This is a genomic window from Actinophytocola sp. (assembly GCF_050699935.1).
Classification (GTDB): Bacteria; Actinomycetota; Actinomycetes; order Mycobacteriales; family Pseudonocardiaceae; genus Actinophytocola.
Genome location: NZ_JBOHGB010000003.1, coordinates 92,712 through 117,547, shown reverse-complemented (window position 1 = coordinate 117,547; position 24,836 = coordinate 92,712). Strand labels below are relative to the sequence as shown.

The 24,836-nt window shown below is 70.4% G+C and carries 24 protein-coding genes and 1 tRNA gene; 11 read left to right on the top strand and 14 right to left on the bottom strand.

What is annotated here, in order from left to right:
• Window positions 1–19: 19 nt before the first annotated feature.
• Complete coding sequence (gene crgA, locus ACRDTB_RS02430; protein WP_431428204.1) at window positions 20–286, bottom strand: cell division protein CrgA; 267 nt, start codon at window positions 284–286, stop codon at window positions 20–22.
• Between the two features lie 127 nt (window positions 287–413).
• Between crgA and ACRDTB_RS02425 the strand changes: the two genes are divergently transcribed.
• Window positions 414–1,325 (top strand): class E sortase, encoded by a 912-nt coding sequence (locus ACRDTB_RS02425; RefSeq protein ID WP_431428203.1) that lies wholly within the window; start codon window positions 414–416, stop codon window positions 1,323–1,325.
• The gene (locus ACRDTB_RS02420; RefSeq protein ID WP_431428202.1) at window positions 1,325–1,480 is read left to right on the top strand and encodes a hypothetical protein; all 156 of its coding nucleotides are present in this window, start codon (window positions 1,325–1,327) and stop codon (window positions 1,478–1,480) included. The genes ACRDTB_RS02425 and ACRDTB_RS02420 overlap by 1 nt, the downstream gene beginning before the upstream one ends.
• On the opposite strand, the gene ACRDTB_RS02415 is transcribed toward ACRDTB_RS02420, so the two are convergent.
• A complete protein-coding gene (locus tag ACRDTB_RS02415; RefSeq protein ID WP_431428201.1) occupies window positions 1,467–2,714 on the bottom strand; it encodes an APC family permease in 1,248 nt (415 codons plus the stop codon). The genes ACRDTB_RS02420 and ACRDTB_RS02415 overlap by 14 nt on opposite strands.
• Here ACRDTB_RS02415 and ACRDTB_RS02410 point away from each other — a divergent pair.
• Window positions 2,713–3,366 (top strand): aminodeoxychorismate/anthranilate synthase component II, encoded by a 654-nt coding sequence (locus ACRDTB_RS02410; RefSeq protein WP_431428199.1) that lies wholly within the window; start codon window positions 2,713–2,715, stop codon window positions 3,364–3,366. The two genes, ACRDTB_RS02415 and ACRDTB_RS02410, sit on opposite strands and share 2 nt — an antisense overlap.
• A gap of 40 nt (window positions 3,367–3,406) precedes the next feature.
• Window positions 3,407–4,165, top strand: a complete 759-nt coding sequence (locus tag ACRDTB_RS02405; RefSeq protein ID WP_431428197.1) for a hypothetical protein — start codon at window positions 3,407–3,409, stop codon at window positions 4,163–4,165.
• On the opposite strand, the gene pknB is transcribed toward ACRDTB_RS02405, so the two are convergent.
• The 7 genes from pknB to ACRDTB_RS02370 all read right to left on the bottom strand — a co-directional run bounded on the left by pknB (window position 4,096) and on the right by ACRDTB_RS02370 (window position 13,727).
• Window positions 4,096–6,084 (bottom strand): Stk1 family PASTA domain-containing Ser/Thr kinase, encoded by a 1,989-nt coding sequence (pknB, locus tag ACRDTB_RS02400; protein ID WP_431428195.1) that lies wholly within the window; start codon window positions 6,082–6,084, stop codon window positions 4,096–4,098. The genes ACRDTB_RS02405 and pknB overlap by 70 nt on opposite strands.
• Before the next feature lie 88 nt (window positions 6,085–6,172).
• Window positions 6,173–7,621, bottom strand: a complete 1,449-nt coding sequence (locus ACRDTB_RS02395; RefSeq protein WP_431428194.1) for a serine/threonine-protein kinase — start codon at window positions 7,619–7,621, stop codon at window positions 6,173–6,175.
• Window positions 7,622–7,625: 4 nt separating this feature from the next.
• Window positions 7,626–9,146 carry a peptidoglycan D,D-transpeptidase FtsI family protein gene (locus ACRDTB_RS02390; RefSeq protein ID WP_431428192.1) on the bottom strand — a complete coding sequence of 507 codons (1,521 nt, stop codon included), beginning with the start codon at window positions 9,144–9,146 and terminating at the stop codon, window positions 7,626–7,628.
• A complete protein-coding gene (locus ACRDTB_RS02385) occupies window positions 9,143–10,594 on the bottom strand; it encodes an FtsW/RodA/SpoVE family cell cycle protein (protein WP_431428191.1) in 1,452 nt (483 codons plus the stop codon). The genes ACRDTB_RS02390 and ACRDTB_RS02385 overlap by 4 nt, the downstream gene beginning before the upstream one ends.
• Window positions 10,594–12,018 carry a PP2C family protein-serine/threonine phosphatase gene (locus ACRDTB_RS02380; RefSeq protein ID WP_431428189.1) on the bottom strand — a complete coding sequence of 475 codons (1,425 nt, stop codon included), beginning with the start codon at window positions 12,016–12,018 and terminating at the stop codon, window positions 10,594–10,596. The genes ACRDTB_RS02385 and ACRDTB_RS02380 overlap by 1 nt, the downstream gene beginning before the upstream one ends.
• Window positions 12,015–12,479 carry an FHA domain-containing protein FhaB/FipA gene (locus tag ACRDTB_RS02375; protein ID WP_431428187.1) on the bottom strand — a complete coding sequence of 155 codons (465 nt, stop codon included), beginning with the start codon at window positions 12,477–12,479 and terminating at the stop codon, window positions 12,015–12,017. The genes ACRDTB_RS02380 and ACRDTB_RS02375 overlap by 4 nt, the downstream gene beginning before the upstream one ends.
• Before the next feature lie 108 nt (window positions 12,480–12,587).
• A complete protein-coding gene (locus ACRDTB_RS02370) occupies window positions 12,588–13,727 on the bottom strand; it encodes a DUF3662 and FHA domain-containing protein (protein WP_431428186.1) in 1,140 nt (379 codons plus the stop codon).
• A gap of 116 nt (window positions 13,728–13,843) precedes the next feature.
• On the opposite strand from ACRDTB_RS02370, the gene ACRDTB_RS02365 reads away from it, so the two are divergent.
• From ACRDTB_RS02365 to ACRDTB_RS02355, 3 genes are all read left to right on the top strand, one after another.
• Window positions 13,844–13,926 (top strand) — tRNA-Leu (locus tag ACRDTB_RS02365).
• A 953-nt stretch (window positions 13,927–14,879) separates the two neighbouring features.
• A complete protein-coding gene (locus tag ACRDTB_RS02360; RefSeq protein ID WP_431428184.1) occupies window positions 14,880–15,446 on the top strand; it encodes a hypothetical protein in 567 nt (188 codons plus the stop codon).
• The gene (locus ACRDTB_RS02355) at window positions 15,446–16,099 is read left to right on the top strand and encodes an NAD(P)-binding oxidoreductase (protein ID WP_431428183.1); all 654 of its coding nucleotides are present in this window, start codon (window positions 15,446–15,448) and stop codon (window positions 16,097–16,099) included. Before ACRDTB_RS02360 ends, ACRDTB_RS02355 begins: the two co-directional genes overlap by 1 nt.
• 170 nt (window positions 16,100–16,269) lie before the next feature.
• On the opposite strand, the gene ACRDTB_RS02350 is transcribed toward ACRDTB_RS02355, so the two are convergent.
• Window positions 16,270–17,598, bottom strand: coding sequence for a D-arabinono-1,4-lactone oxidase (locus tag ACRDTB_RS02350; RefSeq protein ID WP_431428182.1), 1,329 nt, complete (start codon window positions 17,596–17,598; stop codon window positions 16,270–16,272).
• 29 nt (window positions 17,599–17,627) lie between these two features.
• Here ACRDTB_RS02350 and ACRDTB_RS02345 point away from each other — a divergent pair, with 29 nt between their 5' ends.
• A complete protein-coding gene (locus ACRDTB_RS02345; RefSeq protein WP_431428180.1) occupies window positions 17,628–18,872 on the top strand; it encodes an amino acid deaminase/aldolase in 1,245 nt (414 codons plus the stop codon).
• A 4-nt stretch (window positions 18,873–18,876) separates the two neighbouring features.
• Here the strand turns inward: ACRDTB_RS02345 and ACRDTB_RS02340 are convergent, their stop codons facing one another.
• The 3 genes from ACRDTB_RS02340 to ACRDTB_RS02330 all read right to left on the bottom strand — a co-directional run bounded on the left by ACRDTB_RS02340 (window position 18,877) and on the right by ACRDTB_RS02330 (window position 20,472).
• Entirely contained in the window at window positions 18,877–19,485 is a 609-nt protein-coding gene (locus ACRDTB_RS02340) for a TetR family transcriptional regulator (RefSeq protein WP_431428179.1), read from the bottom strand.
• A 392-nt stretch (window positions 19,486–19,877) separates the two neighbouring features.
• The gene (locus tag ACRDTB_RS02335) at window positions 19,878–20,237 is read right to left on the bottom strand and encodes a hypothetical protein (RefSeq protein WP_431428177.1); all 360 of its coding nucleotides are present in this window, start codon (window positions 20,235–20,237) and stop codon (window positions 19,878–19,880) included.
• A gap of 13 nt (window positions 20,238–20,250) precedes the next feature.
• Window positions 20,251–20,472: a hypothetical protein gene (locus ACRDTB_RS02330; protein ID WP_431428176.1), complete on the bottom strand. Its 222-nt coding sequence runs from the start codon at window positions 20,470–20,472 to the stop codon at window positions 20,251–20,253.
• A 294-nt stretch (window positions 20,473–20,766) separates the two neighbouring features.
• Between ACRDTB_RS02330 and ACRDTB_RS02325 the strand changes: the two genes are divergently transcribed.
• The 3 genes from ACRDTB_RS02325 (at window position 20,767) to ACRDTB_RS02315 (ending at window position 23,636) form a co-directional block, all read left to right on the top strand.
• On the top strand, window positions 20,767–22,146 hold the full coding sequence (locus tag ACRDTB_RS02325; protein WP_431428174.1) for a helix-turn-helix domain-containing protein: 1,380 nt from the start codon (window positions 20,767–20,769) through the stop codon (window positions 22,144–22,146).
• Between the two features lie 41 nt (window positions 22,147–22,187).
• Window positions 22,188–23,114 (top strand): aminoglycoside phosphotransferase family protein, encoded by a 927-nt coding sequence (locus tag ACRDTB_RS02320; RefSeq protein WP_431428245.1) that lies wholly within the window; start codon window positions 22,188–22,190, stop codon window positions 23,112–23,114.
• 207 nt (window positions 23,115–23,321) lie between these two features.
• Window positions 23,322–23,636, top strand: coding sequence for a hypothetical protein (locus tag ACRDTB_RS02315; RefSeq protein WP_431428173.1), 315 nt, complete (start codon window positions 23,322–23,324; stop codon window positions 23,634–23,636).
• A gap of 156 nt (window positions 23,637–23,792) precedes the next feature.
• On the opposite strand, the gene ACRDTB_RS02310 is transcribed toward ACRDTB_RS02315, so the two are convergent.
• Window positions 23,793–24,818 carry a copper resistance D family protein gene (locus ACRDTB_RS02310; protein WP_431428172.1) on the bottom strand — a complete coding sequence of 342 codons (1,026 nt, stop codon included), beginning with the start codon at window positions 24,816–24,818 and terminating at the stop codon, window positions 23,793–23,795.
• Window positions 24,819–24,836: the final 18 nt, after the last annotated feature.

The following is a 24,836-nucleotide window of genomic DNA, read 5'->3' as shown; positions in this document are numbered from 1 at the left end:
ATTGCCGGACGTCGGACGCTCAGCGCCACCGCATGGTCATCAGCAGTCCACCGATCATCAGCGCGAAGCCCACCGCGAAGTTCCAGTTGGCGAGGTCCTTCATGAGCGGGACGCTCTCGCCGGCGATGTAGTTGACCACGAGCCATGCCAGCCCCAGCAGCATCATCCCGAGCATGACGGCCACGTAGACCGGGTGGGATGGCCCTGCGGCCTTCACCTTCACCGGTGTACGTCGATCGGCGGGTGGTGTGTAGACCGCCTTCTTGCGAACCTTGGACTTGGGCATGGTCGTCCTCACCTGACGTGTAGCTTGAACGCATCCGTGAACGTGTTTGAACTAGTCCACTCCGCAACACGTTAACGTAGTTGAGCGGGTCGGCGAACCAACAGGTCGGGGACCGAAAGGAGCGCGCGTGGGCACTGTGCAGCACCTCGGTCACGGCGCGGGTCGCATCTCGGGGGACCTTGGTGACGTCGTCCCGTCCCCGCGGCCTCGGCCGGGCTCGCAGGTTCAGCATAAGCCCGACCGCGGTCGCTCGATCGTGCGCAACGCGGGCGAGGTGCTGATCACTCTCGGTCTCGTCGTGCTGCTGTTCGTGGTCTACGAGGTCTACTGGACCGACCTCGTCTCAGCGGGCAAGCAGCGCGACGCCACCAGCGCGCTGGACAGCAGGTGGGAGAACCCGAAGGCCGCCGACCCGCAGCGCAAGGACCACTTCCAGGGTTTGGGCGAAGGCGACGGCTTCGCGAAGATGTACATCCCGTCGTTCGGCGCCGACTTCCAGTTCACGATCGTCGAGGGCACCACCGGGGAGAGCCTCGAGATCGGTCCCGGCCACTACACGCAGACGGCCTACCCCGGCCAGCCCGGCAACTTCGCCGTCGCCGGCCACCGGGTCGGCAAGGGCGCGCCGTTCAACGACATCAACCTGATCCAGTCGTGCGACGCGCTCGTCGTGGAGACGCAGTACAGCTGGTTCGTCTACCGGATGCTGCCGCTCGCCGACGAGCGGGAAGGCTGGGCGCAGGGCAAGGGCGCCGACCCGAAGTGCAAGGGCGTGGCCCCGCTCGGCGGCCCGTACGCCGACCTCGTCGGCCAGCACATCGTGCTGCCGACCAACGGCGGCGTCATCGAACCGGTCCCGCCGAGTGGCGCCACCCCGCCGAGCAAGGGCGAGATGGCCTCGCTGATGACGCTCACGACCTGCCACCCCCGCTTCTCCGACAAGGAGCGCCTCATCGTTCACGCCGTGCTGACCAAGCAGTGGGCGAAGGATCCGAACAAGCCCAACGAGCGGCCGCCGGAGCTGGAGGAGACCGTCTGATGTACGCGTGGATCTGGCGACATCTGCCCGGTCCGGTCGCGGTGCGCGCGATGCTGGCGTTGGTGCTCGCCGCCGGCATGGTGGCGCTGCTGATGTTCGTGGTCTTCCCGTGGCTGGAGCCGTACCTGCCGTTCAACGAGGTCAGCGTCGAGTAGCGACCGCCCGGCCGGCGAGGCCCACGGCGAACACGCCGAGCCCCACCAGCACCGAGGTCGCGGGCAGCGTGGCCGCCAGCACGAGACAGCCGACCACACCCGTGACGTTCAGCGCGCGCGGCCAGCGGCGGTCGGCCCGGGGCTGGGTGTACGCGGACAGGTTGGCGATCGCGTAGTACACGAGCACGCCGAACGACGAGAACCCGATCATCTCGCGCAGGTCGGCCACGAGCACGATCGCGCACACCACGGCGGCGACCGCGAGCTCGGCGTGGTGCGGCACGGAGAACCGGGGGTGCACGGCGGCGAGCCCGCCCGGCAGGTCGCGGTTGCGGGCCATCGCGAGCGCGGTGCGGCCGACGCCCGCGATGAGCGCCAGCAGTGCGCCGAGGCTCGCCGCAGCCGCGCCGACCGTGACGATCCACGCCGGCCTGCCCGCCTCGCGCATGGCGTCGGCGAGCGGGGCGCTCGAGCCGGCCAGCCGCTCGGCGCCGAGAACGGCGAGCAGGGTGAGCGCGATGAGCAGGTACACCGCGAGCGCGACCGCCAGCGCGCCGAGGATCGCCCGCGGGATCGTCCGGCGTGGGTCGCGGACCTCCTCGCCCAGGGTGGCGATCCGTGCGTAGCCGGCGAACGCGAAGAACAGCAACCCGGCCGCCTGCAGCACTCCGCCCGGCGACGCCCCGGTGATGTCTACTTCGGACACGTCTGGAGTGGACAGTGTGACCGTTGTCAGCAGCACGGCGAGCACGATCGCCAGGAGGATCTTGGTGACCAGCGCGGTCCGGATGACGCCGCGGTAGTTGACCGCCGTCAGCGCCAGCACGGCTGCCACCGCGACCGGCTGGGCGAGACCGGGTGCGGTGTAGGAGGCGAAGGTCAGGGCCATCGCCGCGCAGCTGGCGGTCTTGCCGACGACGAAGCCCCAGCCGGCCGTGAACCCCCACCACGGGCCGAGCCGTTCCCTGCCGTAGAAGTAGGTTCCGCCCGAGGTCGGGTACGCGGCGGCCAGCTGTGCGGAGGCGACCGCGTTGCAGTAGGCGACGAACCCCGCGATCAGCAGCGCGACCGGCACCAGGCCGCCGGCGCTCGCCGCGGCCGGGGCGAACACCGCGAACACGCCGGCTCCGAGCATCGAGCCGAGTCCGATGGCGGTCGCGTCCACCGGACCGAGTCGTCGCGCCAGCGGCACGGGCACCCCCTGGGTGTGGTTAAGAAGTATGTTGTCAGCCATGCGCGTGCTGGTGGTCGACAACTACGACAGCTTCGTCTACAACCTCGTGCAGTATCTGGCCCAGCTCGGGGCCGAGTGCGTGGTGCGGCGCAACGACGACGCGGAGCTCACCGCGCCGGACGCGCTCGCCGGGTTCGACGGGGTTCTGGTCAGCCCCGGCCCGAGCACGCCGGAACGCGCGGGTGCGAGCATCGACGTCGTCCGCCGGTGCGCGGACGGGTCGGTGCCGGTGTTCGGCGTGTGCCTGGGCCACCAGGCGATCGGCGTGGCCTGGGGTGCGGTCGTGGACCGTGCGCCCGAGCTGTTGCACGGCAAGACGAGCCAGGTCCACCACAAGGGCGTGGGCGTGCTGGCCGGCCAGCCGGACCCGTTCACCGCGACCCGCTACCACTCGCTGACCGTGCTGCGCGACACGATTCCCGACGACTTCGAGATCACCGGCGAGACCGACACCGGCATCGTGATGGCGATGCGCCACCGCGAGCTCCCCGTGGAGGGCGTGCAGTTCCACCCGGAGTCCGTGCTGACCGAGGGCGGCCACCGCATGCTGGCCAACTGGCTCGCGGCCAGCGGCCACCCGGTCCCCGAACATCGCGTGACCGAGCTGACCGACCAGCTGCGCACCCTCGCGGACGCCGCCACGACGAGCTAGCCGGGCGGATGTCGGGGACCGTGCCGCCGAGGCCTGGCGGGTGATCGCAGTGGACCTCCTCGACGACCTCGTCCTCGCCGCCCAGGACCGCGCGCACGTAGGCCCGCACCAGGCCCCGGGACCCGCGCCGGGACCGCCGCGCGGCCGCCACCACGACCCGGTCCGGCGGACACCGGCCGAGCCGAGCAGCGTCACACGGTCGTCGGACACGTCGAGCCGGTGCACGTGCCCGGGGCCGCACCGCCGGGCCCACCGCAGACCGCCGGAACGCCGCCGTGGCCGGCACGTCGATGACCTCGCCGGCCGGGTCGAGCAGCGCCGGACCCGCCATCGCCTCCGGGCCGCCGGCAGACCCGACGACGCGACGTCGTCGACCAGACAGTGGCCCGCCTCCGCGGCGGCCATCGCGGCCGGCCAGTCCCGCGCCGGCGGGCCGGTGAGCGCCACGCCTTCGGAGCCGACGAGCGGCACGCCCGCGCGTGCGGACCACTCCGCCCACCGCGTCCGGGCGTTCGCCGCTTACCCGACCAGACCGGGATCGGCGTGCGCCAACCGGAAGATCCGGGAGCTGCCGGCCGAGCGGGCCGCCATCGGCACGCCCGCCTCGAGGCACCCGACCTCGCCCACCGCGAAGTTCCAGGGCGCCGCGCCGCGGGCAACGCGTCCGCGGTCGCCAGGCCGATCACCCGGCGCCGACGACCGCGAGCCGCATTCGTCAGCCCGGCTTCGTCAGCGCCGGCCGACTCCCAGCTCGTCGGCGATCGTGATCCCGATCGTCTCGTCCTTGTCGATCTCCTGACCCTCGCCGAACTCCGCGTCGATGATCCGGTTGAACTCGGCCGGGTCGTCGGTCTCGCCGCTGCGGGGGTTGAACTGGCCGGTCCAGCCGAGCTGGCGCAGTGCCGCCTCCGCCTCGGCCTGGGTCGCCCCCAGGATGTTCGGCATCGTGAACTGGTCCTCGTCATCGTTCTCGCCGTTCGACACCTTCAGATTGACCGTCGTGCCCGGCGGCTCCTCGGAGTTCTTCGGATCCTGATCGACGACCGTCCCCTCCGGCTGGTCGGAGTCCACCTCCTCCACCTCGACCTGGAAGCCGAGGCTCTCGAGGTTGGCGCGCGCGGTGTCGACGTCCTGGCCGGTCAGGTCCGGAACGTTGACCTCTTCCTGCTCCTTGCCGACGATCAGCTTCACCGAGCTGCCCTTGGGCACCGGCTGCCCGACGGTCGGGTCGGTGGCGATGACCTTGCCGACGTCATCGGGGTCGTCGACCTCCCGCTCCTCCTGCTCCGGAGCGACCCCGAGGCCCTCGTCCTTGAGCAGCTGGCGCGCCTCCTCCGGCGAGCGGCCGGTCACGTCGGGGACGTTGACCTTCTCCGCCGGGGCGCCGACGAGCAGGGTGAGCCGGTCGGTCTTCTTCATCTTCTCGCCCGGTGCCGGGTCGGAGTCGATGACCTTGCCGACGCTGTCGGGCCCGCACCGTCCCGGCTGGCCGTCCGGGGAGGCCTGGCACGGCACCGACTCCAGGGTCACCTCGAAGCCCTGGTCGGTGAGGTCGCGCTGGGCCTCGTCGGCGATCTGGCCGACCACGTTGGGCACCGTGACCTCGTTGGACACCGGTTCGCTGCTGAACACCGTGGCCATGAGCCATGCGATGAACCCGATCAGGGCGAGCGCGAGCGCGGCCACCAGGGCGATGATCCAGCCCTTCTTGCGCCGGCGCCGCCGCTCCTCCTCCTCGTCCTCGTACGGGTCGTAGTCGTCGTAGTTGTTGGCGAGCGCCGCCGGGCGGTGCCGGCCCCGGGTCGTCTCGGGCGAGCGGCCCTGCGACATGATCGTGGTGCGCTCGTCGTCGGTCATCACCATCGGCGCGTGCGGCCGCTGGTTGGACAGCACGCGGACGAGGTCCGTGCGCATCTCGGCGGCCGACTGGTACCGGTTGGGCGCGCCCTTGGACATCGCCTTCAGCACGATCGCGTCCAGCGCCGGCGAGACCCGGGAGTTGAGCGCCGAGGGCGGCTTCGGGTCCTCCCGGACGTGCTGGTAGGCCACCGCGACCGGGGAGTCCCCGGTGAACGGCGGCTCGCCGGTGAGCAGCTCGAACAGCACGCAGCCGGCCGCGTAGACGTCGCTGCGCGCGTCGACCGCCTCGCCGCGTGCCTGCTCGGGGGAGAGGTACTGGGCGGTGCCGATCACCGCGGCGGTCTGGGTGACCGCGGCCTGCCCGTCCGCGACCGCGCGGGCGATGCCGAAGTCCATCACCTTGACCGCGCCGGTCTTGGTGATCATCACGTTGGCGGGCTTGACGTCCCGGTGCACGATGCCGTGCCGGTGCGAGAAGTCCAGTGCCGCGGAGACGTCGGCCATGATCTCCATCGCACGCTGGCCGGGCAGCGGGCCTTCGGTCTTCACGATGTCGCGCAGCGTCCGGCCGTCCACGTACTCCATGACGATGTAGGGCAGCGGGCCGTGCTCGGTCCTGGTCTCGCCGGTGTCGTACACGGCGACGATCGCTGGATGGTTCAGCGCCGCGGCGTTCTGCGCCTCGCGCCGGAACCGCTCCTGGAACTGCGGATCGCGGGCCAGGTCGGCACGCAGCACCTTGACGGCGACGTCCCGCCCGAGGCGGACGTCCCTACCACGGTGGACCTCGGACATGCCACCGTAGCCGAGCACCTCGCCCAGCTCGTACCGATTGGAGAGCAGTCTCGGAGTGGTCATCGGTATGTCGTCTCGATCCTCGTCTGCAGCTGCGCTGCGCGTGCGCCAATCATGCCCGACATGTGCTCCCGGCTACGGCAAATCATCGCTACGGGCCTTCTTCCTCGTCGCAAAAGATCGGGACCTCGGTCCCGACCCGCAACGGCCCGTCCGCGTCGATCTCGATGACCGTGCAGTTGTCCGGGTCGTCCGGCTCGCGTCCGCCTTGGGCCACGACCACCGGGACGAGCCCCTCGCGCTCCAGACTCTCCGCGGCGTAGGACGCCGGCCTGCCGATGAACTTGCGGTCATCCACCTCGACGAACTCGCCCGGTTCCGGTTCGTCGTGGCTCGGTATCGGCGTGTTGCCCGGCTGAGCTCCAGCGCCTGCGCCGCCGTCATTGTCCTCGTCTCCGACCGGGCTCGACGACTCCGGTCTGGATTCGCCGCCCGTACCCCGATCCCCGTCCGCCAGCATGGCGATCCCGAAGCCCGCCAGCGCCAGGAGTAGCACCGCCAGGACAACGATCAGAACCCACATCGCGGTGCGGTTTCGCCGTGGCGTTGGTGGCGGGCCGAGTGGGAACGAGCCCGTGCCCGGCGCCTGGTGCGGCGCACTCGGCGGGCCGATCGGCAGCATGGCCGGGTTGCTCGCGTTCGCCGGTCCGCGGTTGGGAGTCAGCGCCCGGCCGGACGGCGTCGGCAGCGGGTGCCCGGAGCGCACCGCGGCCACCGCGGCGGCGAACTCCCCGCCGCTGCCGTAGCGCCGCGCCGGGTCCTTCACCAGCGTCGCCTCGACCACCGCGCGCGCGTGCGGCGGGACGTCCGGCGGCAGCGGCGGCGGCATGTCCCGGATGTGCATCATCGCGACGGTCACCGCGTTCTCCGACAGGAACGGCCGGTGCCCCGCGAGGCACTCGTAGCCGACCACCGCGAGCGAGTAGACGTCGCTCGCCGGCTCGGCCTCGTGCCCGAGGGCCTGCTCCGGGGCGATGTAGTGAGCGGTGCCCATGACCATGCCGGAACGGGTCACCGGAGCCGCGTCGGCCGCCTTGGCGATGCCGAAGTCGGTGAGCTTCACCGTGATCCGGCCGTCGGCGTTCGGCGTCACCATGATGTTGCCGGGCTTGACGTCCCGGTGGACGTAGCCGCGCTCGTGCGCGGCCTGCAGCGCGTTGCCGGCCTGCTCGAGGATCTCCAGCGTCCGCTCCGCGCCGATCCGCCGCTCCTTGGCCAGGATCGCCGCGAGCGGGTCGCCCTCGACGAGCTCCATCACCAGGTACGCGGTGTCCTTCGGGCCGTCCACGACCGCCGCCGTCTCGCCGTAGTCGTGCACCGCGGCGATGCCCGGATGGTTCAGCGAGGCCGTGGTACGCGCCTCCGTGCGGAAGCGGTGCAGGAACTCCGCGTCCCCGCACAGCTCCGGCTTGAGCACCTTGATGGCCACGCGCCGGTCCAGCCGGGTGTCCGCGGCCTCCCAGACCTCGCCCATGCCGCCGACGGCGATCCGGCGCGACAGCCGGTACCGCTCGGCGAGGAGCTGGCCTGACGTCAGCATGTGCTCAGTTCCCCCCGGAAAGCGCGGCGTTGATGGTCGCCCGACCGATCGCGGCGGACAGCTTGCCGCCCGTCGCCGCCACGTCAGTGCTTTCTACCACCACGGCGACCGCGACCTGAGGGTCGTCCGCCGGCGCGAACGCCACGTACCACGCGTATGGCGGGGTGTTCTTCGGGTCTGCCCCGGTCTCGGCGGTACCGGTCTTCGAGGCGATCGTGAGGTCGCCGCGCTTCCCGTCGCCGCCGGTGTTCTCCTCGGAGAGGATCATCATGTCGCGAAGCTGTTCGGCGGTATCGGACGAGATCGCCTCGCCCTCGTCCTCTTCCTCGAAGTCGGAGATGGTCGACAGGTCCGGCGCGAGCACCTGCTGCACCAGCTGCGGGCGCATCCGCACGCCGTCGTTGGCGATCGTGCCGGCGATGACCGCGTTCTGCAGGGCGCTCAGCCGGACGTCGCGCTGGCCGATGCCGCTCTGATACAGCGAGGGCTCGTCGACGATGTCGAGGCAGTTCCCGTCCGACTGCGGCCCGATGCAGGAGGTCACCACCGACATCGGGATCGTCAGGTCGGTCTGGCCGATGCCGAAGGCCGTCGCCTGGTCCCGCAGCTTGTCCTCGCCCTCCTGGACGGCCAGCTGGGCGAACGCGGTGTTGCAGGACAGCTGGAGCGCGGTCTCCATGGTCGCGGTCTGCCCGCCGCCGCACGAGTTGCCGGCGTAGTTCGACAGGCACCGACTGCTGCCGCCGGACGGGTCGCACGGGTCGCCCGTGATCACGTCGATGCCGGCGGACGCGGTCAGCTGGTAGTTCGTGTCCTTGCCGTCCTCAAGCGCGGTCGCCGCGGTGACGAGCTTGAACGTCGAGCCGGGCGCGTAGTTCTCCGAGATCGCCCGGTTCCGCATCGGCTTGTTCGGGTTCTTGTCGTCCCGGTACCGGTTGTACGCCTGCTCCTGCTCGCGCCCGTCGTGCACGGCCAGCTGGTTCGGGTTGAACGACGGCGTGGAGACCATGCCGAGGATCTCGCCGGTCCGCGGCCGCAGCGCCACCACCGCGCCCTTGAAGCCGTTCGAGGTCATCGCCTGGTAGGCGGCCTTCTGGACCTTCGAGTCGATCGTGGTGACGATGTTGCCGCCGCGCGGGTCCCGGCCGGTGATCAGGTCGGACAGCCGGCGGACGAAGAGCCGGTCGTCGGACCCGTTGAGGATCTCGTCCTCCTCGCGCTCGAGGCCGGTCGCGCCGTAGCGAACCGAGTAGTAGCCGGTCACCGGCGCGTACATCGGCCCGTTCGCGTACACCCGCTGATAGCGCAACGGGTCGTCGGTGGACTTGACATTGGCGATGATCACCTCGTCGGAGGTGACGATCCGGCCGCGCTGGCGGGAGTACTCCTCCAGCAGCACCCGCTGGTTGCGCGGGTCGTTGCGGTATTCGTCGGCCTTGACGACCTGGATGTAGGTCGCGTTGGCGAGCAACAGGACGATCATCGCCAGCATGGCGAGGCCCACGCGGCGCAGTGGGGTGTTCATGACGGACGCTCCACCATCACGGTGCCCGCATCGGCGATCGGAACCTGCTGGGCGGGCTTGGGCTTCGCACCGGTCTGCGGGCGCCGCGCCGCGTCGGAGATCCGCAGCAGCAGCGCCACCAGCACGTAGTTGGCGAGCAGCGACGAGCCACCCGCGGACAGGAACGGCGCGGTGATGCCGGTCATCGGGATCAGCTTCGTGACCCCGCCGACCACCACGAAGACCTGCATGATCAGCGCGAACGACAGACCGCCGCCGAGCAGCTTGCCGAACGTGTCGCGGACCGCGACGGCACTGCGCATCCCGCGCATCGCCAGCATCATGTAGACGAGCAGCAGCGCGGACAGCCCGATGAAGCCGAGCTCCTCGCCGATCGCCGCGGTGATGAAGTCGCTGTTGGCGAGCGGCACCATGTCCGGCCGGCCGGCGCCGAGGCCGGTGCCGCCGACCCCGCCGGTGCCCAGCCCGAACAGTGCCTGCGCGATCTGGTAGCCGCCGCTGCTGTAGTCGGCGAACGGGTCGAGCCAGTTGGCGACGCGGAGCTGCACGTGGGCGAAGATCTGGTAGGCGACCAGGCAGCCGGCGGCGAACAGCGTCAGGCCCACGCCCACCCAGATGCCCCGCTCGGTGGCCACGTAGAGCATCACCAGCACGGTGCCGAAGAACAGCAGCGAGGTGCCGAGGTCCTTCTCGGCGACCAGCACCATCACCGAGACCGCCCAGCAGAACAGGATCGGCCCGAGGTCGCGTGCCCGTGGCAGGTCGATGCCGAGCACCCGCCGGCCGGCCGCCATGAACAGGTCGCGCTTGGACACCAGGAACGCCGCGAAGAAGATCAGCAGCAGGATCTTGGCGAACTCACCCGGTTGGATCGACACCGGCCCGAACCGCAGCCAGATCTTCGCGCCGTTGATCGTCGGCGCGATCACGCCGGGCAGCACCGCCGGCAGCGCCAGCAGGAACAGCCCCACCAGACCGAACGTGTAGCCGTAGCGGGTGAGCGTGCGGTGGTCCTTGACCAGGTGGAGCACGACCAGGAACAGCACCAGCGCGACCGTCGTCCACAGGATCTGCTTCGAGACGGTGTTCTCGAACTCCGAGTCCGACTGCAACGCGGCCGCGGCTTCGGCGAGGTCGATCCGGTAGAGCATCACCAGGCCGATGCCGTTCAGTAACGCGACGCACGGCAGGATCAGCGGGTCGGCGAAGGGTGCCCACTTCCGCACGGCCGCGTGCGCGATGCCGAACAGCGCGAGGTAGGCCAGGCCGTACCAGACGAGGCGGATCGTGAGGGTCTGCTGCTGATTCGCCTCCACGAGCATCAGCGCGCCGGTGACCAGCCCGGCCGCGAACGCCAGCATCGCCAGTTCGGTACCACGCCGGGTCGGAGCCGATCTGCCTGGCGCCTCACTGCCCTGCGCTGCCAACACTGGCCCCGGCTGCGCCATCAGCCGCCGCCCTCGTCCCCGCGCGGCTTGCGACAGTTGACCCCGGGTTCCGGTTCGGCCGTCGTCGAGGTCGCCGACGGAGTTTGGGTGGTCGTGCCACCGGCCGGTGGCCTGCCCTGGGTCGGTCTGTTCGTCGTCGTCGGCGGAGCCGGGTCGCCCGCCTCGCGCTCCTGCTGCTTGATCAGCGACTCACAGGTCGGCAGCGGGTACTTCGTGCGCAGGTCCTGGATGAACTGGCGGGCGTCCGGGACGTTGTCGAAGCTCTCGGTCCCCGACCGCACGGCATCGCGGCCGAGTTGGCGCAGGTCGTCGACGTAGAACTTGTCGCACGTCGGCACGTCGGGGTCGCACGAGCCCTGCACCTGGGTGTTCAGCGAGATGCCGAAGATGCTGCCGCGCACCCCCTGGAAGATCGCGATCTCGCCGTCGTCGGCCTCGCCTACGTAGTACTGCTTGTTCACCACGATCCAGGTCGCGACCGCGCCGCCGGCCAGCACCAGCAGCACCAGCATGAGCAGTACCAGCAACCGGATCCGCTTGCGCCGCTTGGCCTTCGGGTCCGGCGGCGGCTCGGTCTGCTCGGCCCGTACCGGCTCGATGCGCGGCGAGGTGATCGCGCCCGCGCGCGAGGCCGGCGAGTCCGGCGGCGGCTGGTCGTCCTGCCCGTTGCCCGCGGCGCCACCCACGATGGGGGCGTCCTCGCCGAAGTCGATGTCCACGACGTCGGCCACGATCACGGTGACGTTGTCCGGCCCGCCGCCCTTGAGCGCGAGCTCGATCATCCGATCGGCGCAGGCCTGCGCGTCCGGGATCTTGATCGTCTCCGTGAGCGTCTCATGGGTGACCACGCCGGACAGGCCGTCCGAGCACAGCAGGTACCGGTCGCCCGCGCGCGCCTCGCGGATGGTCAGGTTCGGCTCCACCTCGTGCCCGGTCAGCGCCTTGAGCAGCAGCGAGCGTTGCGGGTGGGTGGCCGCCTCGTCCTCGGTGATCCGGCCCTCGTCGATGAGCGACTGGACGAACGTGTCGTCATGGGTGATCTGCGCGAACTGGCCGTTGCGCTGTAGGTAGGCCCGCGAGTCGCCGATGTGCACGAGCCCGATCCGGCTGCCGGCGAACAGGACCGCGGTGAGCGTGGTGCCCATGCCGTCGAGCTCGGGATCGCCCGCCACCAGCTCGGCGATCGCGCCGTTTCCCGCCTGTGTGGCCTCCCGGAGCTGCCCCAGCAGATCCTCGCCCGGCTCGTCGTCGTCGAGCGGCGCCAGCGCGGCGATGACCACCTTGCTGGCGACCTCGCCCGCGGCGTGCCCACCCATGCCGTCGGCGAGCGAGAGCAGTCGGGGGCCCGCGTACACGGAGTCCTGGTTGTTGGAACGGACCAGGCCCCGGTCGCTGCGGGCCGCATAGCGAAGGACGAGGGTCATGACCGTAGCTCGATCACCGTCTTGCCGATTCGGATCGGGGCCCCAAGAGGCACCCGGAGGGGTGCCGTGACCTTAGCCCGGTCAAGGTAAGTCCCGTTCGTCGAGCCCAGATCTTCCACGTACCAGTCCGTTCCCCGCAACGAGATCCGCGCGTGTCTGGTGGACGCGTAGTCGTCGTCGAGGACCAACGTGGAATCGTCCGCTCGGCCGATCATGATCGGCCGGCCGTCCAGCGAGATCCTGGTCCCGGCAAGCGCGCCGTGCGTCACCACGAGTTGTCTGGGGGCCTTGCCGCCGCCCCTGGCCTTCTTTCCGGTGCCGCGGCGGAAACCCGGGACCGCGACCTTCAGTCCGGCCGCCGCGTAGAGGTCGGACCGTACGATCCGCAAGGCGGCCAGCACGAACAACCAGAGCAGGGCGAGGAACCCTGCTCTGGTTAGCTGCACAACAAGCTCTGGCACCTGCTGCGAACGCTCCCGCCGGTAGGGGTCGGTTGATATGGGGTACTGGCACCGGCACCCGTCGGGTGCCTGTGCTCAGTATTGATGGTCGCTCTACGCGGCCTGAAGTCAGCCCTGGGTACGGAACACCAGCGACGAGTGCCCGATGCGGATGACGTCGCCGTCCGCCAGCTGCCAGGTCTGTACCGGCGTGCCGTTGACCGTGGTGCCGTTGGTCGAACCGAGGTCCGCGAGGGTGGCGCTCTGGCCGTCCCAGGTGATCTCCAGGTGCCGGCGCGAGACGCCGGTGTCGGGCAGCCGGAAGTCGGCGTCCTGGCCGCGGCCCACGACGTTGCCGCCCTGCTTGAGCGAGTACGTCCGGTTCGAGCCGTCGTCCAGCTGCAGGCTCGCGTTCAGCTGCCGCGGGCCGGTCTGCACCGCCGGCGGCGCGTAGCTCTGCTGGGCGTACGGGTCACCGCCGCCCTGGCCGTAGCCCTGCTGGTAGCCCTGCTGGCCGTAGCCCTGGTCGTAGCCCTGCTGCTGGCCGTAGCCCTGCTGCTGGCCGTAACCCTGGTCATAGCCCTGCTGCTGGCCGTAACCCTGGTCGTACCCCTGCTGGCCATAGCCCTGCTGTTGCCCGTAACCCTGGTCGTAGCCCTGCTGCTGGCCGTAGCCCTGCTGCTGGCCGTAACCCTGGTCGTAGCCCTGCTGGCCGTAACCCTGGTCGTAGCCGCCTTGCTGGCCGTAGCCCTGGTCATAACCTTGCTGCTGGCCGTAGCCGTACTGCTGTCCGTAGGGATCGCCCTCGGGCGGCTGGCCGTAGCCGGGAGGCTGGCTCATGGATCGGTCTCCTGCGTTGCGGGGTGGTGCTGACCGCTTTCCCGAAGCCTTCTTGACGTCCGGGTCGACGGCCGAGCGTATTCGAAACTGTCCGGTGTGCAGCGCGCCGGAGCGCTCCAGGGAGACTACGACGTCACCATAGGTGTCCCATTGGTGCTCGGAGAGATACTCCTTCACACAGTCCGCGAGCAGCGCTGTTGTGCGGTCTTCATCGCCAGCGAAGTTGTCGAAGTCGGCCGCACCCAGTTGCACTATGTAATGGTTGGGTGCCAGCTGTCGACCCCCAGCCAGCTCGCGAACGTTGACCTCACCTTCACGCAGCAGCGCCTGTGCCACCTCTTGGGGCACGACGTTGCCACCGAACACGCGAGCGAAAGAGTTGCCCACGAGGTTCTCCAACTTGCGGTTCAGCCGCTGTCCGATGCCCATGGGTACCTCCTTCCGCGTACGTGTTCCTTGGTCGATCGTATCCGTGTCCGGCCTGGAGGACAGTGCGATGTGTAAACCCGATTCTGGAGCGTGTAGGCTTCGCGACGTTCCCGCTCGGGCGAGTGGCGGAATGGCAGACGCGCACGGTTCAGGTCCGTGTGTCCGTAAGGACGTGGGGGTTCAACTCCCCCCTCGCCCACCTTGTTCGATGCTTTAGGCATCTTCCCCCCTTTCCATCTCGTTCTGGGGGGCGACCCCCAGACCCCCACGGTGCGTGCTCCCTCCTGACCCGGCGTGGGTGCGTTTGTGCGTTTACCAGCACAGTTGATCACCACAGGGCGGTGCTCGCGCACCGCCCTGTGGTCGCTGCTGCGGTTGCCTCTGGCGAACGCGCTCGCTTGGGTCGTGGGGCTCTGTTGGTTGACGTTGGTGGGGGCTTGGGGTTGCTCAGTCGGCTCTCGGCCCTTCACGAAGTTGCCGTCACGCTTGCCATTTGTCGGGCGCGCTGTCCCGGGATCCTTGGTGTGCCTACGGTTTCGACCGCTGTTGGCGGATCGTGGGGTCGGTCACCGTCCGCTGGACGGATCACGCACCGCTTCGACGTCGGTTCGGACGGTGGCCGGAATTCGACCGGTCGCCGTGGGAATACCTCCGTTCGTCGTGGGCCGGACGGGTGAGTGGTTCGCCGGGCGGTCGCGTGCCTTCGTTCCGTGTTCAACCGTGAGGACGAGACGAGCCCTTGGGGGACAACGACTTCCCGGGCTCTCCGTCCCGTGTGGGTAAGGCGCGGCACCGAAAGGGCTGTGCGGCAACGGAAGAGTGGATCTTTCCTGGTGTGACGCGGATAGCTCAGTGCAACCCTCGGTGCCACCGAGCGTTCAACCATCCAGCCCACGACTCACCCAGACGGCGGCACAGCCGGGCAGAAGTCCCAATACCGGTCGTCGACCGGTCACCGACAGCTCGGCGCCGTCGGTCGCAGGAGGGACGTTCTCGTCTGCGTCTGACGCGCTGCCAACTGGTACGCCAGACATGTACCAAAAAACGCCGCGTCTGGCAGGGGATGGCTTGAACGGCGCGACGGTAGCGGAGAGGGCTGAGTTCGTGACGGGCATTCCAGGGCGAACGGCGGCAGTGGACAACCTGACGGCCGTGCCGTCGCCCCTTGTTCCTTCCGTTGAACTGCCGGCACAGGTCCACGAGCTGGCCGCCACGGCAGCGCGGGAGCTCGGTTGGCAGGGGGTCGTGCTGCCGGAGATGAAGCTGTTGGGCCGGCGGGTCAACCTGGTCGCCCAGCTGATGCCGGACGCGCATGCCGAGCGCATCTGCCTCGGGCAGGGACCGGAGGTCGACCGGGCGACCGTGTCCACCTGGGTCTGGCCGGAGTTCTCCGGCAAGGTTCCCGAACCCGCCGTGCGCATCGTGGGTGCGCTCGCGGTCACCCGCCACTGGCGCACCGGCCTCGTCAACGCCGTGCCGTTCCTGCGGTACTGCGACGCGGCCGTGGTGCTGCCGATGTCGGTGGTGATCACCAACGACTACCTCGTCAACTGCCTGCCGCGGGCCCGCGCGTACGGCGTCGGCGTGCTGAGCGCCGAGCCGGGCCCCGAGGTCACGCTCGACCTCGCGGTGCGCGGTGACCGGGCACCGGCCGGCGTCGACGGCACGCACCGGTGGATCAACGAGCTGGCCTACGAGCAGATCCTCGCCACGACCTGATGCGTGTCGTCATCGCGGGCGGGCACGGGAAGATCGCGCTGCGACTGACCAGACTGCTCGCGGACCGCGGCGACACCGTCGTCGGCATCGTGCGCAACCCCGACCACGTCGCGGACGTCCGGGCGGCCGGCGGTGACGCCGCCGTCCTCGACCTCGAGCAGACGACCGTCGACCAGGTGGCCGAGGTCCTCGCCGGCGCCGAAGCGGTCGTGTTCGCCGCGGGCGCCGGGCCGGGCAGCGGCGCCGCCCGCAAGGACACCGTCGACCGCGCCGCCTCCGTGCTCTTCGCCGACGCCGCGGAGGCGGCCGGTGCTCGCCGCTTCGTCCAGATCAGCGCCATGGGTCTGGACCGCGCGGGCGACTCGGGCATGGACGAGGTGTTCGCCGCCTACCTCCGGGCCAAGGCCGCCGCGGACGCGGACCTGATGCCCCGCAGTCTGGAGTGGACGGTCCTGCGACCGGGCCGGCTCACCGACGATCCCGGGGTCGGCGCGGTCACTCTCGCCGAGTCCGTGCCGCGTGGTGCGGTCACCCGCGACGACGTCGCCACCGTGCTCGTCGGCCTGCTCGACCACCCGGCAACGGCCGGCACGGTGCTGGAGCTCGTCGGCGGCGAGACACCGATCGACCGGGCTCTCGCCGAGTACGCCTGACTCCTCGCGCCGCCGTCCGCTCGACAGCCCGCCACCGTCCACTGAGCACGGTGTGACCACGGTCCCGCGGCCGACCGGTAGGTCCACTCCCGCCCGTCGACGGAAACCGACCGCTCACCGCTTGGCGCGTCACGCGGCGGCGCTTACCCCGACCCGACACAGCCCGAACGTCAGCGGAGTTTGCCGAGAACCCGATCCAGGTAGGGATTCGCGAACACCCCGGAAGGGTCCACAGTGGTCCGCAGGTCGACGAAGTCGTCGAACCGCGGGTAGCGCTCGCGCAGCGCGGCCGCGTCGAGCGTGTGCAGCTTCCCCCAGTGCGGCCGGCCGCCCACGCCGGCGACGATCGACTCGAACAGGTCGAAGTACGCCCGGTACGGCATGCCGATGAACTGGTGAACCGCCACGTATGCCGAGTCGCGTTGGTACGCCGTGGAAAGCCAGATGTCGTCGGCCGCCGCGACGCGGATCTCCACCGGGAACATCACCGGGTCGGCGAGCTCGGGCACCCGCCGGCGCAGCTCCGCCAGCACCTCGCCCAGCGCCGCCCGCGGCACCGCGTACTCCGACTCGACGAACCGCACGTTCCGGTTGGTCACGAAGACCCGATGCGAGATGTCCCGATAGGACCGTTCGGACAGAACCGTCGACGACAGCTTGTTCAGCGGCCGCACCAGCTTCGGCACGCGGCGGCCGAGCCGGCACACCGCGCCGAAGACCCGGTTCTCCATCAGCTCGTACTCGACGAACCGTCGCGGCCCGGACAGCGGTGCCGGCGGCGTGCCGGCCGGCAGCCGGTTGTCGCGCTTCGTCAGTGCCTTGGGGCCGTAGGGAAACCAGTAGAACTCGAAGTGGTCGTTGTCCGCACAGTTCTCGTCGAGCGCCTCGAGCACCTCGTCGAGCGGCTCGGGCCGTTCCTCGGCGGCGAGCACGAACGACGGCTCGGTCCGCAGCGTCACGGCGGAGATCACGCCGAGCGCGCCGAGCCCGACCCGGCCGGCGGCGAACAGCTCGGGCCGCTCGGTCGCCGAGCACGTGACGACCGATCCGTCGGCGAGCACCAGCTCCAGCCCGGCGACCTGGGTGGCGATGCCGCCGAACCGCGCGCCGGTGCCGTGCGTGCCGGTGGAGATCGCGCCGGAGATCGTCTGCGCGTCGATGTCGCCGAGGTTGGTCATGGCGAGTCCCAGCCGGTCCAGCTCCGCGTTCAGGGTGCGCAGCGTGGTGCCGGCCCGCACCGTGACGAGCCCGGTGTCCGTCTCGGTGTCCAGGTCGGCGGCGGTGACCCCGGTCCAGGCGCCGAGGTCCAGCGCGACGTCGTGGGCGGCGCCGACCGCGGTGAAGGAGTGCCCGCTGCCGCGCGCCCGGACCGTCTTCCCGGCCCGTGCGGCCCGGGTGACCGCGCCGGCGAGCTCCTCGAGGTCGCGCGGCCGGACGACGTCGGTGGCGACGGCGGACTCGGTGCCGGCCCAGTTACGCCAGGCGGTCGTTGGTGCCACGGGATCCTCCCAGGTCGTACGGTGGGTGCGTGCCCCCAGTGAGACACCGGGATACACACCGGGAAACGCACCGGTCGCGGCTGGACGCGGCGACCAAGCACCTGGACCCGCCGCTCGCCGTCGCCGATCTGGACGCATTCGACCACAACGCGGCGGACCTGGTGCGGCGTGCCGCCGGCCGGCCGATCCGGGTGGCCAGCAAGTCGGTGCGCTGCCGGTTCCTCCTCGAGCGCGTGCTGCGCCGGGACGGCTTCACCGGCGTGATGGCGTACTCGCTGCCCGAGGCGCGCTGGCTCGTGCGCCAGTGGCGGGACACCGACCTGGCGGACGTCGACGTCCTCGTCGCATATCCGACCACGGACCACGCGGCGCTGCGCATGCTGGCCGACGACGAGCATGCCCGCGCGCGGGTGGCGATCATGGTCGACTCGATCCCGCATCTGGACCTGGTCGACGCGGCGCTCGGCGTCGGGCATGCCGACATCCGGGTGTGCCTGGAGCTGGACGTGTCCTGGCGGCCGGTGTTCGGCCTCGACGTCGCGCACGTCGGCACGCGCCGTTCCCCGGTGTTCACGGTGCCGCAGGCGGTCTCGCTCGCGAAGGCGGTGGCCGGGAGGCCGGGGTTCCGGCTGGTCGGTCTCATGGGCTACGAGGGCCAGATCGCGGGCCTGGGCGACCGTCCGGCCGGCAAGCCCGTGACGGGGGCGGTGCTGCGTTGGATACAGGGCCGTTCGGCGCGGGAGTTGACCGCTCGGCGGAGAGAGGTGGTGGCCGCGATACGGGAGGTCGCCGAGCTGGAGTTCGTCAACGGCGGCGGGACGGGGAGTATCGAGACGACGGGCCTCGACGAGTCGGTCACCGAGGTGGCGGCCGGCTCCGGGCTGATCGGTCCGACGCTGTTCGACAACTACCGGCGGTTCACGCCGGTGCCGGCCGTGCTGTTCGCGCTGCCGGTGGTGCGCAAGCCCCGGCGCGCGATCGCGACCCTGTTCGGCGGCGGCTACGTCGCGTCGGGCGCGGCGGGCAAGGACCGCCTGCCGAGGCCGTACCTGCCGGCGGGCCTCGAGCTGCTGGGCGTGGAGGGCGCGGGCGAGGTGCAGACGCCGGTGACCGGGCGGGCGGCGCGGGACCTGCACGTGGGCGACCGGGTATGGCTGCGCCACACGAAGGCGGGCGAGCTGGCGGAGCGGTTCACCGAGTACCACGTGCTCGAGGGCGACGAGGTGACGCGGACGGTGCCGACCTACCGCGGCGAGGGGCGGTGTTTCGGTTAGCGGGTCAGAGCGCGTCCTCGAGGTAGTTGCGCACCACGCGCTTGGCCTCGTCGATCATGTCCTGCTCGCCGAACAGCCTGCGCCGGAACGCGAGCGCGAGGATCGCGTCGCCGAGGTCGCTGGCGATCGTGATCTGCCGGTAGATGCTGTCGACGGGCACCCCGACCTTCCGCGCGATGAGCCCGGCGATCTCGTCCGCGATGACCGTGTTGTTGTCCCGCTCGGGCTCGATGAACCGCAGGTCGATGACGTCGCCGAAGCGGACTCGGGCGAATCCGGGGAGCTTGCGGTACATCTCGACGTAGATCTCGATGATCTCGTCGACGCCGTCCCACCAGTGCTTGAGGTTGTCCCAGTCGAGCCGGCGCTCGATCTCATTGGTGAAGTGGGCGAGGTTGCGCTTGGTGAGCTCCTGGACGACCGCCCGCTTGTCGGGGAAGAACTGGTACAGCGACCCGACCGCGACGCCGGCCCGCTCGGCGATCAGCGTCGTGGTGACGCCGTCGTAGCCGAGTTCGTCGATCAACGACGCGCAGGCCTTGAGCATCTGTTCGACGCGCTTCGCGCTGCGCTCCTGGACGGGCTGCTTTCGCAACGGCACAGAGGTCGCCACATGATCTCCTAGCTGAGGTCTGCCTCCATCCTGCCCGTCACCGCCCGAGTCGACCACCAACTTCGCGAAGGACCCTCCAAACTGGTCAGCACGCCACCCAAATGAAGCGCGGGGAAGGAAAGAAGCGACGGACGACCCCTGTCGAGGCGCGAAGCGCCCGAAGGGGTCGTCCGGTGATGGAGCCACGGACCGATGCTGGTCGGGGGAGGGGGAGTACAGCAGCACCGGTCCGTGGAGTCTTGTTCTGTTATCCGGCGATCAACCGGTTTTGGGAACCGGCGGCCCGCGCTTTCGCCAAGCTCGGGGGTGCTGACGAACAGTCGAACCGCCGGTCCATCAGGCGACCTCCGGCCACACTGCGTGCGGGGTCACGGGGGCCGAGGTCGCCGGCTTCACCTGGCGCTCGCCAACCGGCCCGGCGAGGCGGGCCGCGGACTGGGCTCGGCGACCGCGTGCCGCGCCTGATTCTGATCCGGCGCGAGGCCACCTGCCACCAGGTGTTCGTAGGCCGCCTGCCACACGGAGCAGGGCGCCTTCTGCTGACGCCAGCGGGACGAGCATGCGGGGCAGTTGCCCTTCTCGTCCGGCTCGTGGGCGGCGAGCATCGCCCGCCAGCCCTCGGTCAGCCTGGGGAGTTCGGAACGGGCCACGGACAGCAGGGACGGCGCGTCTGCGCGGTTGGCCAGCTCGGAGAGCATGTCGAGCCGCTCCCACACCGCGTTGCGCAGCACCTGCCCGAGTATCTCGTCCACCGAAACGTCACCGTCACCTTTCCGCCTGCTCGGCGGCTTCACGAAGCGCGATCTGCAGCTGGTTGAGTTGACCTGCTGTGAGCACCGCGGTTTCGCCCGGCGGTCCGACGAGGACCACCCGATTGCGTTCGACGAGCACGGTGAGACAGCGTTCCCGGTTCACCACGTCACCGCAGTTGATCCGCCAGACCTTGCGGCCGAGTGCGGAGCCGTGCAGGTCCTCGCGAGGCTCCACCGAGCTCTCGCTGACGATTCCGGGAACCCTCCTCGGGGTAGCCGATGCTGCGGTCGCGGCGCTTCTGACCAGTTCCACAGTCGCGGCTTCCCTCCGTGCTCGTATGCTTACAACCAACTACATTGGTGCCTGAGAACGCAGATTGGTGCGTCATAGCGCCGATCGGCGGTCGTTTCACGGTGAGCGGTCGCTGAACTTCGGTCGGACCGATCAGGTTCACCGATCCGGACTTCTCGTGGCTTGTGAAGTGCGCATACATTGCTGCTGACGCCCAGCGGACTGTGAGGGGGCGGAATGAACTCCATCGGATCTCAGAGCTCTTCCGTTACACCGGAGGTGTGGGAAGACCAGGAGATGCGAAACGCGCTCGCCGCGCGGGAGGTCAGCACGATCTACAAGCTGCTGCGACGTAAGGGTGTGTCACAGCGCCAGATCGCCGCATACACCGGCCAGTCACAGTCCGAGGTGTCGGAGATCCTCAAGGGTCGGCAGGTCATGGCCTACGACGTCCTTGTGCGCATCTCCGACGGCCTGGGTGTCCCGAGGGGATACATGGGCCTCGCGTACGACGAAGTCACGGCTGCACGAGTAGCCGCGACGCGCGAAGCCCCGGAGGCTGAGGAGCCGGAGGACGTGAAGCGTCGCAAGTTCCTTGCGCACGCCGCCGCGGTCGCGGTCGGTGCGCATGTACTCGGCGCGGACTCGGGATCGTGGGTGTCCAACCCCGTGTTGACCCCCGCTCCTGGTCGGATCGGGATGACCGATGTCCGCCAGGTCGAGGCGGCCACCCGGGCACTCCGCTCGCTGGACTACCAGTACGGCGGAGGATTCTGCCGGGACGCCGTCGTCGCCCAGTTGTCCTGGGGACAGCAGATGCTGTCCGCGTCGGGGACGGATGTCGTCAAGCAGCGATTGCACGTCGCGCTCGCGGACCTGCACAACCTCGCCGGCTGGACCTCGTTCGACATCGGCCTGATCGACTCCGCGCGCAACCATTTCGGGCGGGCCCTCGAGCTCGCGAAGGCCGGCGACTCCAACCAGCTGGTCGCCAACATCCTGTACCGCATGGGCCGGGTCTACCTGCACAAGGAGTCGCCCGACGACGCGCTGAAGATGTTCCAGCTCGGCCAGATCGCGGCCCAGGAGTCGGGCTCCGAGCTCGCCGTGGCGGTCATCTGCGCCAACCAGGCCTGGGCCTACGCGATGATGGGTCACGAGGACCAGACCATGAAGCTCATCGGCCGCACCCGCGACGAGTTCGCGCGGGCGAACGGCGGAGAGGCCGAGGACTGGGTGAAGTTCTTCAACGAGGACGACGTCTACGCCATGATCGGCACGGTGCACACCGTGCTGGCCCAGCAGGTGGACACCAAGCACACCAAGTACGCGATCCCGGCCCTGCACCGAGCGATCGGCTCCTACGGCGACAACATGGCGCGGAGCAAGGCGTTCAACCTCAGCTTCCTCGCCACCAACCACCTCCTCGACGGCGACATCGACCACGGCGCCAAGGTCGGCCACCAGGCCGTCGACCTGGCCCAGCACCTCAAGTCGCGCCGCGTCCGGGACCGCCTCATGCCGCTCAAGGCCGAGGCGGACAGGCGCCGCAACTACAGCGACGCGCGGGAGCTGTCCGACACCATCGCCAGGTTCTACGACGCCGACGTGTCCTGAGTCGACAAGGCTGCACGATGACCGCGACGCCCGCCTCGGACATGGCTCCGGGCAGGCGCGCGGACGGCCATACGGACGGCGGCGGGCAGTTCTCGCCGGACAACCTCGCCGAGGCCCTCACCGCGGTGTGCGCCGCGGCGGGCCTGGACCCGGCCGGTGCCGAGCTGTTGCGGTGCACGAACAACGCGGTCTTCCAGCTGGCCACCGCACCCGTCGTGGTGCGGATCGTGGCCTCCAACGCGCTGCGCCACCGGGTCGACAAGGTCGTCCGGGTGGCCACCTGGCTCGCCGAGCACGACGTGCCGGCCGTGCGGCTGGTGTCCGGCATCGTCCAGCCGGTGGCCGCCGGCCCCTACCTCGCGACCGTGTGGGAGGCCGTGCCGCACGGCGGCCGCCGACCCCGCGGGCGTGACCTGGCGAAACTCCTGCGCCGGCTGCACGAGCCGCCCGAGCCCGCGTTCCCGCTGCCCGCCTGGGAGCCGCTGGACGACGTGCGGCGGCGGATCGGCGAGGCGGACGGCCTGGACGACGCCGATCTCGCGTTCCTGCGTAAGCGCTGCGACAAGGTGAGCGACCGGCTCGACGCGCTCGAGTTCGTGCTGCCCACCTCGCTGCTGCACGGCGACGCGCACCTGGGCAACCTGATCCCGAGCCCGGCCGGCCCGGTGCTCTGCGACTTCGACTCGGCGAGCCTCGGCCCGCCGGAGTGGGACCTGACGCCGCTCGCGGTCGGCGTGGTCCGGTTCGGTGAGCCGGCCGGGCGCTACCGCGAGCTGGTTCGCTCCTACGGGTTCGACGTGACTCGCTGGGAGGGCTTCCCGGTGCTCCGCGAGGTGCGCGAGCTCAAGCTGATCACGAGCGTGCTGCCGATCCTGTCCAGCCGGCCGGAGGTACGGCCCGAGCTGTTCCGCAGGCTCGCCGACGTGCGCAGCGGCGACAAGTCCGCCAGATGGGCGCGCTACACCTGACCCGTTCGGTCCAACCGCGTCCACGGCGTAGTAACACTGCGTTGCCAGCGAGCGACAAGCCCGGTGAGCGTGTCGTGTTCAACCAATGCGTTTGTCCAGCTCAGGAGCAAATTCACTCAATCGGACGATGGGGAGGAGTGGACCTTGGCCCGGATCGCGCTACCCTCTGTCGGGCTAGCCCCTCTCCGTCCACGATCGAGGTGGTTCATGCCGCCGACCAGGCGCAGGCTGGTGACGAGGCCGAGTCGACGCGCGCGGCGTTCGCTCGCCTCCGCCCGGATCCTGGACCAGATGGTGGCGGACCATCTGGCTCTCGTGGCTCGCCTGCCCGAGGAGAGCCGGCACCGAGCCGCGGAGTTCCTCGCCGAGTTGGTCATGCTGTCCCAGGCCTACCGACACCACGCGGCCGGCTGGATCTCCCGGCGCGAACTCGAGCGTCGCGGCAACGGTCACGTGTCGCGGATCGCTGTCATCCGGCGCCGCTCGAGCCTCTCCTCGGCGCAGTTCACCGAACGGGACTGACCGCTCGCCGTTAGGCCATTCCGTGCACTTTCGGGACTCCAGGTGGCCGAGTCGTATCTCACCGTGCGCGACGAGCGGTCCACTGATGCCGTTCGCCGGTTCGGCCGGACCGAACGTGCAACCCGGCAGGCCCGTCCGACCGTCCGCGACTCCGGGCTACGACACCGGGGCTCGGCTCAGCACGACCGCGAAGCCGAAGGCGAGCCCCATCACCGACAGCTCCAGCGCGGCCCAGCCGACGAGCGCGGTCCGCCGGTGCCGCATGATCGCGGGCAGCAGCCGGAAGCGGATGTTCCCGCCGAGCGCGGCGAGCAGCACGAGGCAGGTCAGCTTGAGCAGCACCAGCACGCCGTAGCCGGAGCCGAAGAGCGCGTCGAGCAGCCCGTGGCTCGCGGTCAGCTCCATGATCGCGTTGAACAGGCCGGTCGCCGCGACCACACCGAGGCAGACGGTCGCCAGCCGGGAGAACCGTGGCAGCGCCGTGGCGAGCAGCGAGCGGTTGGCCGCGAGCAACACCACGACCGCGCCCAGCCCACCGGTCCACGCGACCGCGCCGAGCACATGCAGCTCGAGGGAGATCATCGTGAAGTCGCGCCACTCGAAGTTCGTGGCGTGCCCGGTGACCGGCAGCGGCAGCAGCCCGAACAGCGCGACCGCGGCCCGCAGCTCGGCCGGCACCGACTCACCGACCCGCACCGACGCGATCCCGAGCACGAACGACACCAGCGCCACCCCGGCGACGAACGCCAGCGCCTTGCCGGCGCCGACCTCGCGCACGTATGCCACGACCACGGCCGGCGAGACGGCGGTGCCCGTGCCACCGCCCGGCCGCGCCTCGGCGGTCTGCAGCACCAGCGCCATCAGCGCCGCGAGCGCCCAGAGCAGGGCGGCCACGGCCGCCGCGCGCCGGGCCGCGTCGAGCACGGGCTCGAGGTGCTTCGGCCGGTCGAACCCGGCCAGGATCGGCAGCAGGCTGAGCCCGACCGTGGCCACGGCCGACAGGTCGAGCACCACCCGCACGACGGGCAGCCCGAACCGGACCACCGCGCCCGGCTCCGCCACCCCGGCCACCGGCTGCGCCGCGGTGAGCGCCAGGCCGACGAGCACGCCGGCCAGCGCCGCCACGAGCAGCGCCAGGACCAGGGGAAGGCGGGCGGACGCGGTGGCCCGGGTCCGGGTCATCGCAGGATCATCGCTGGG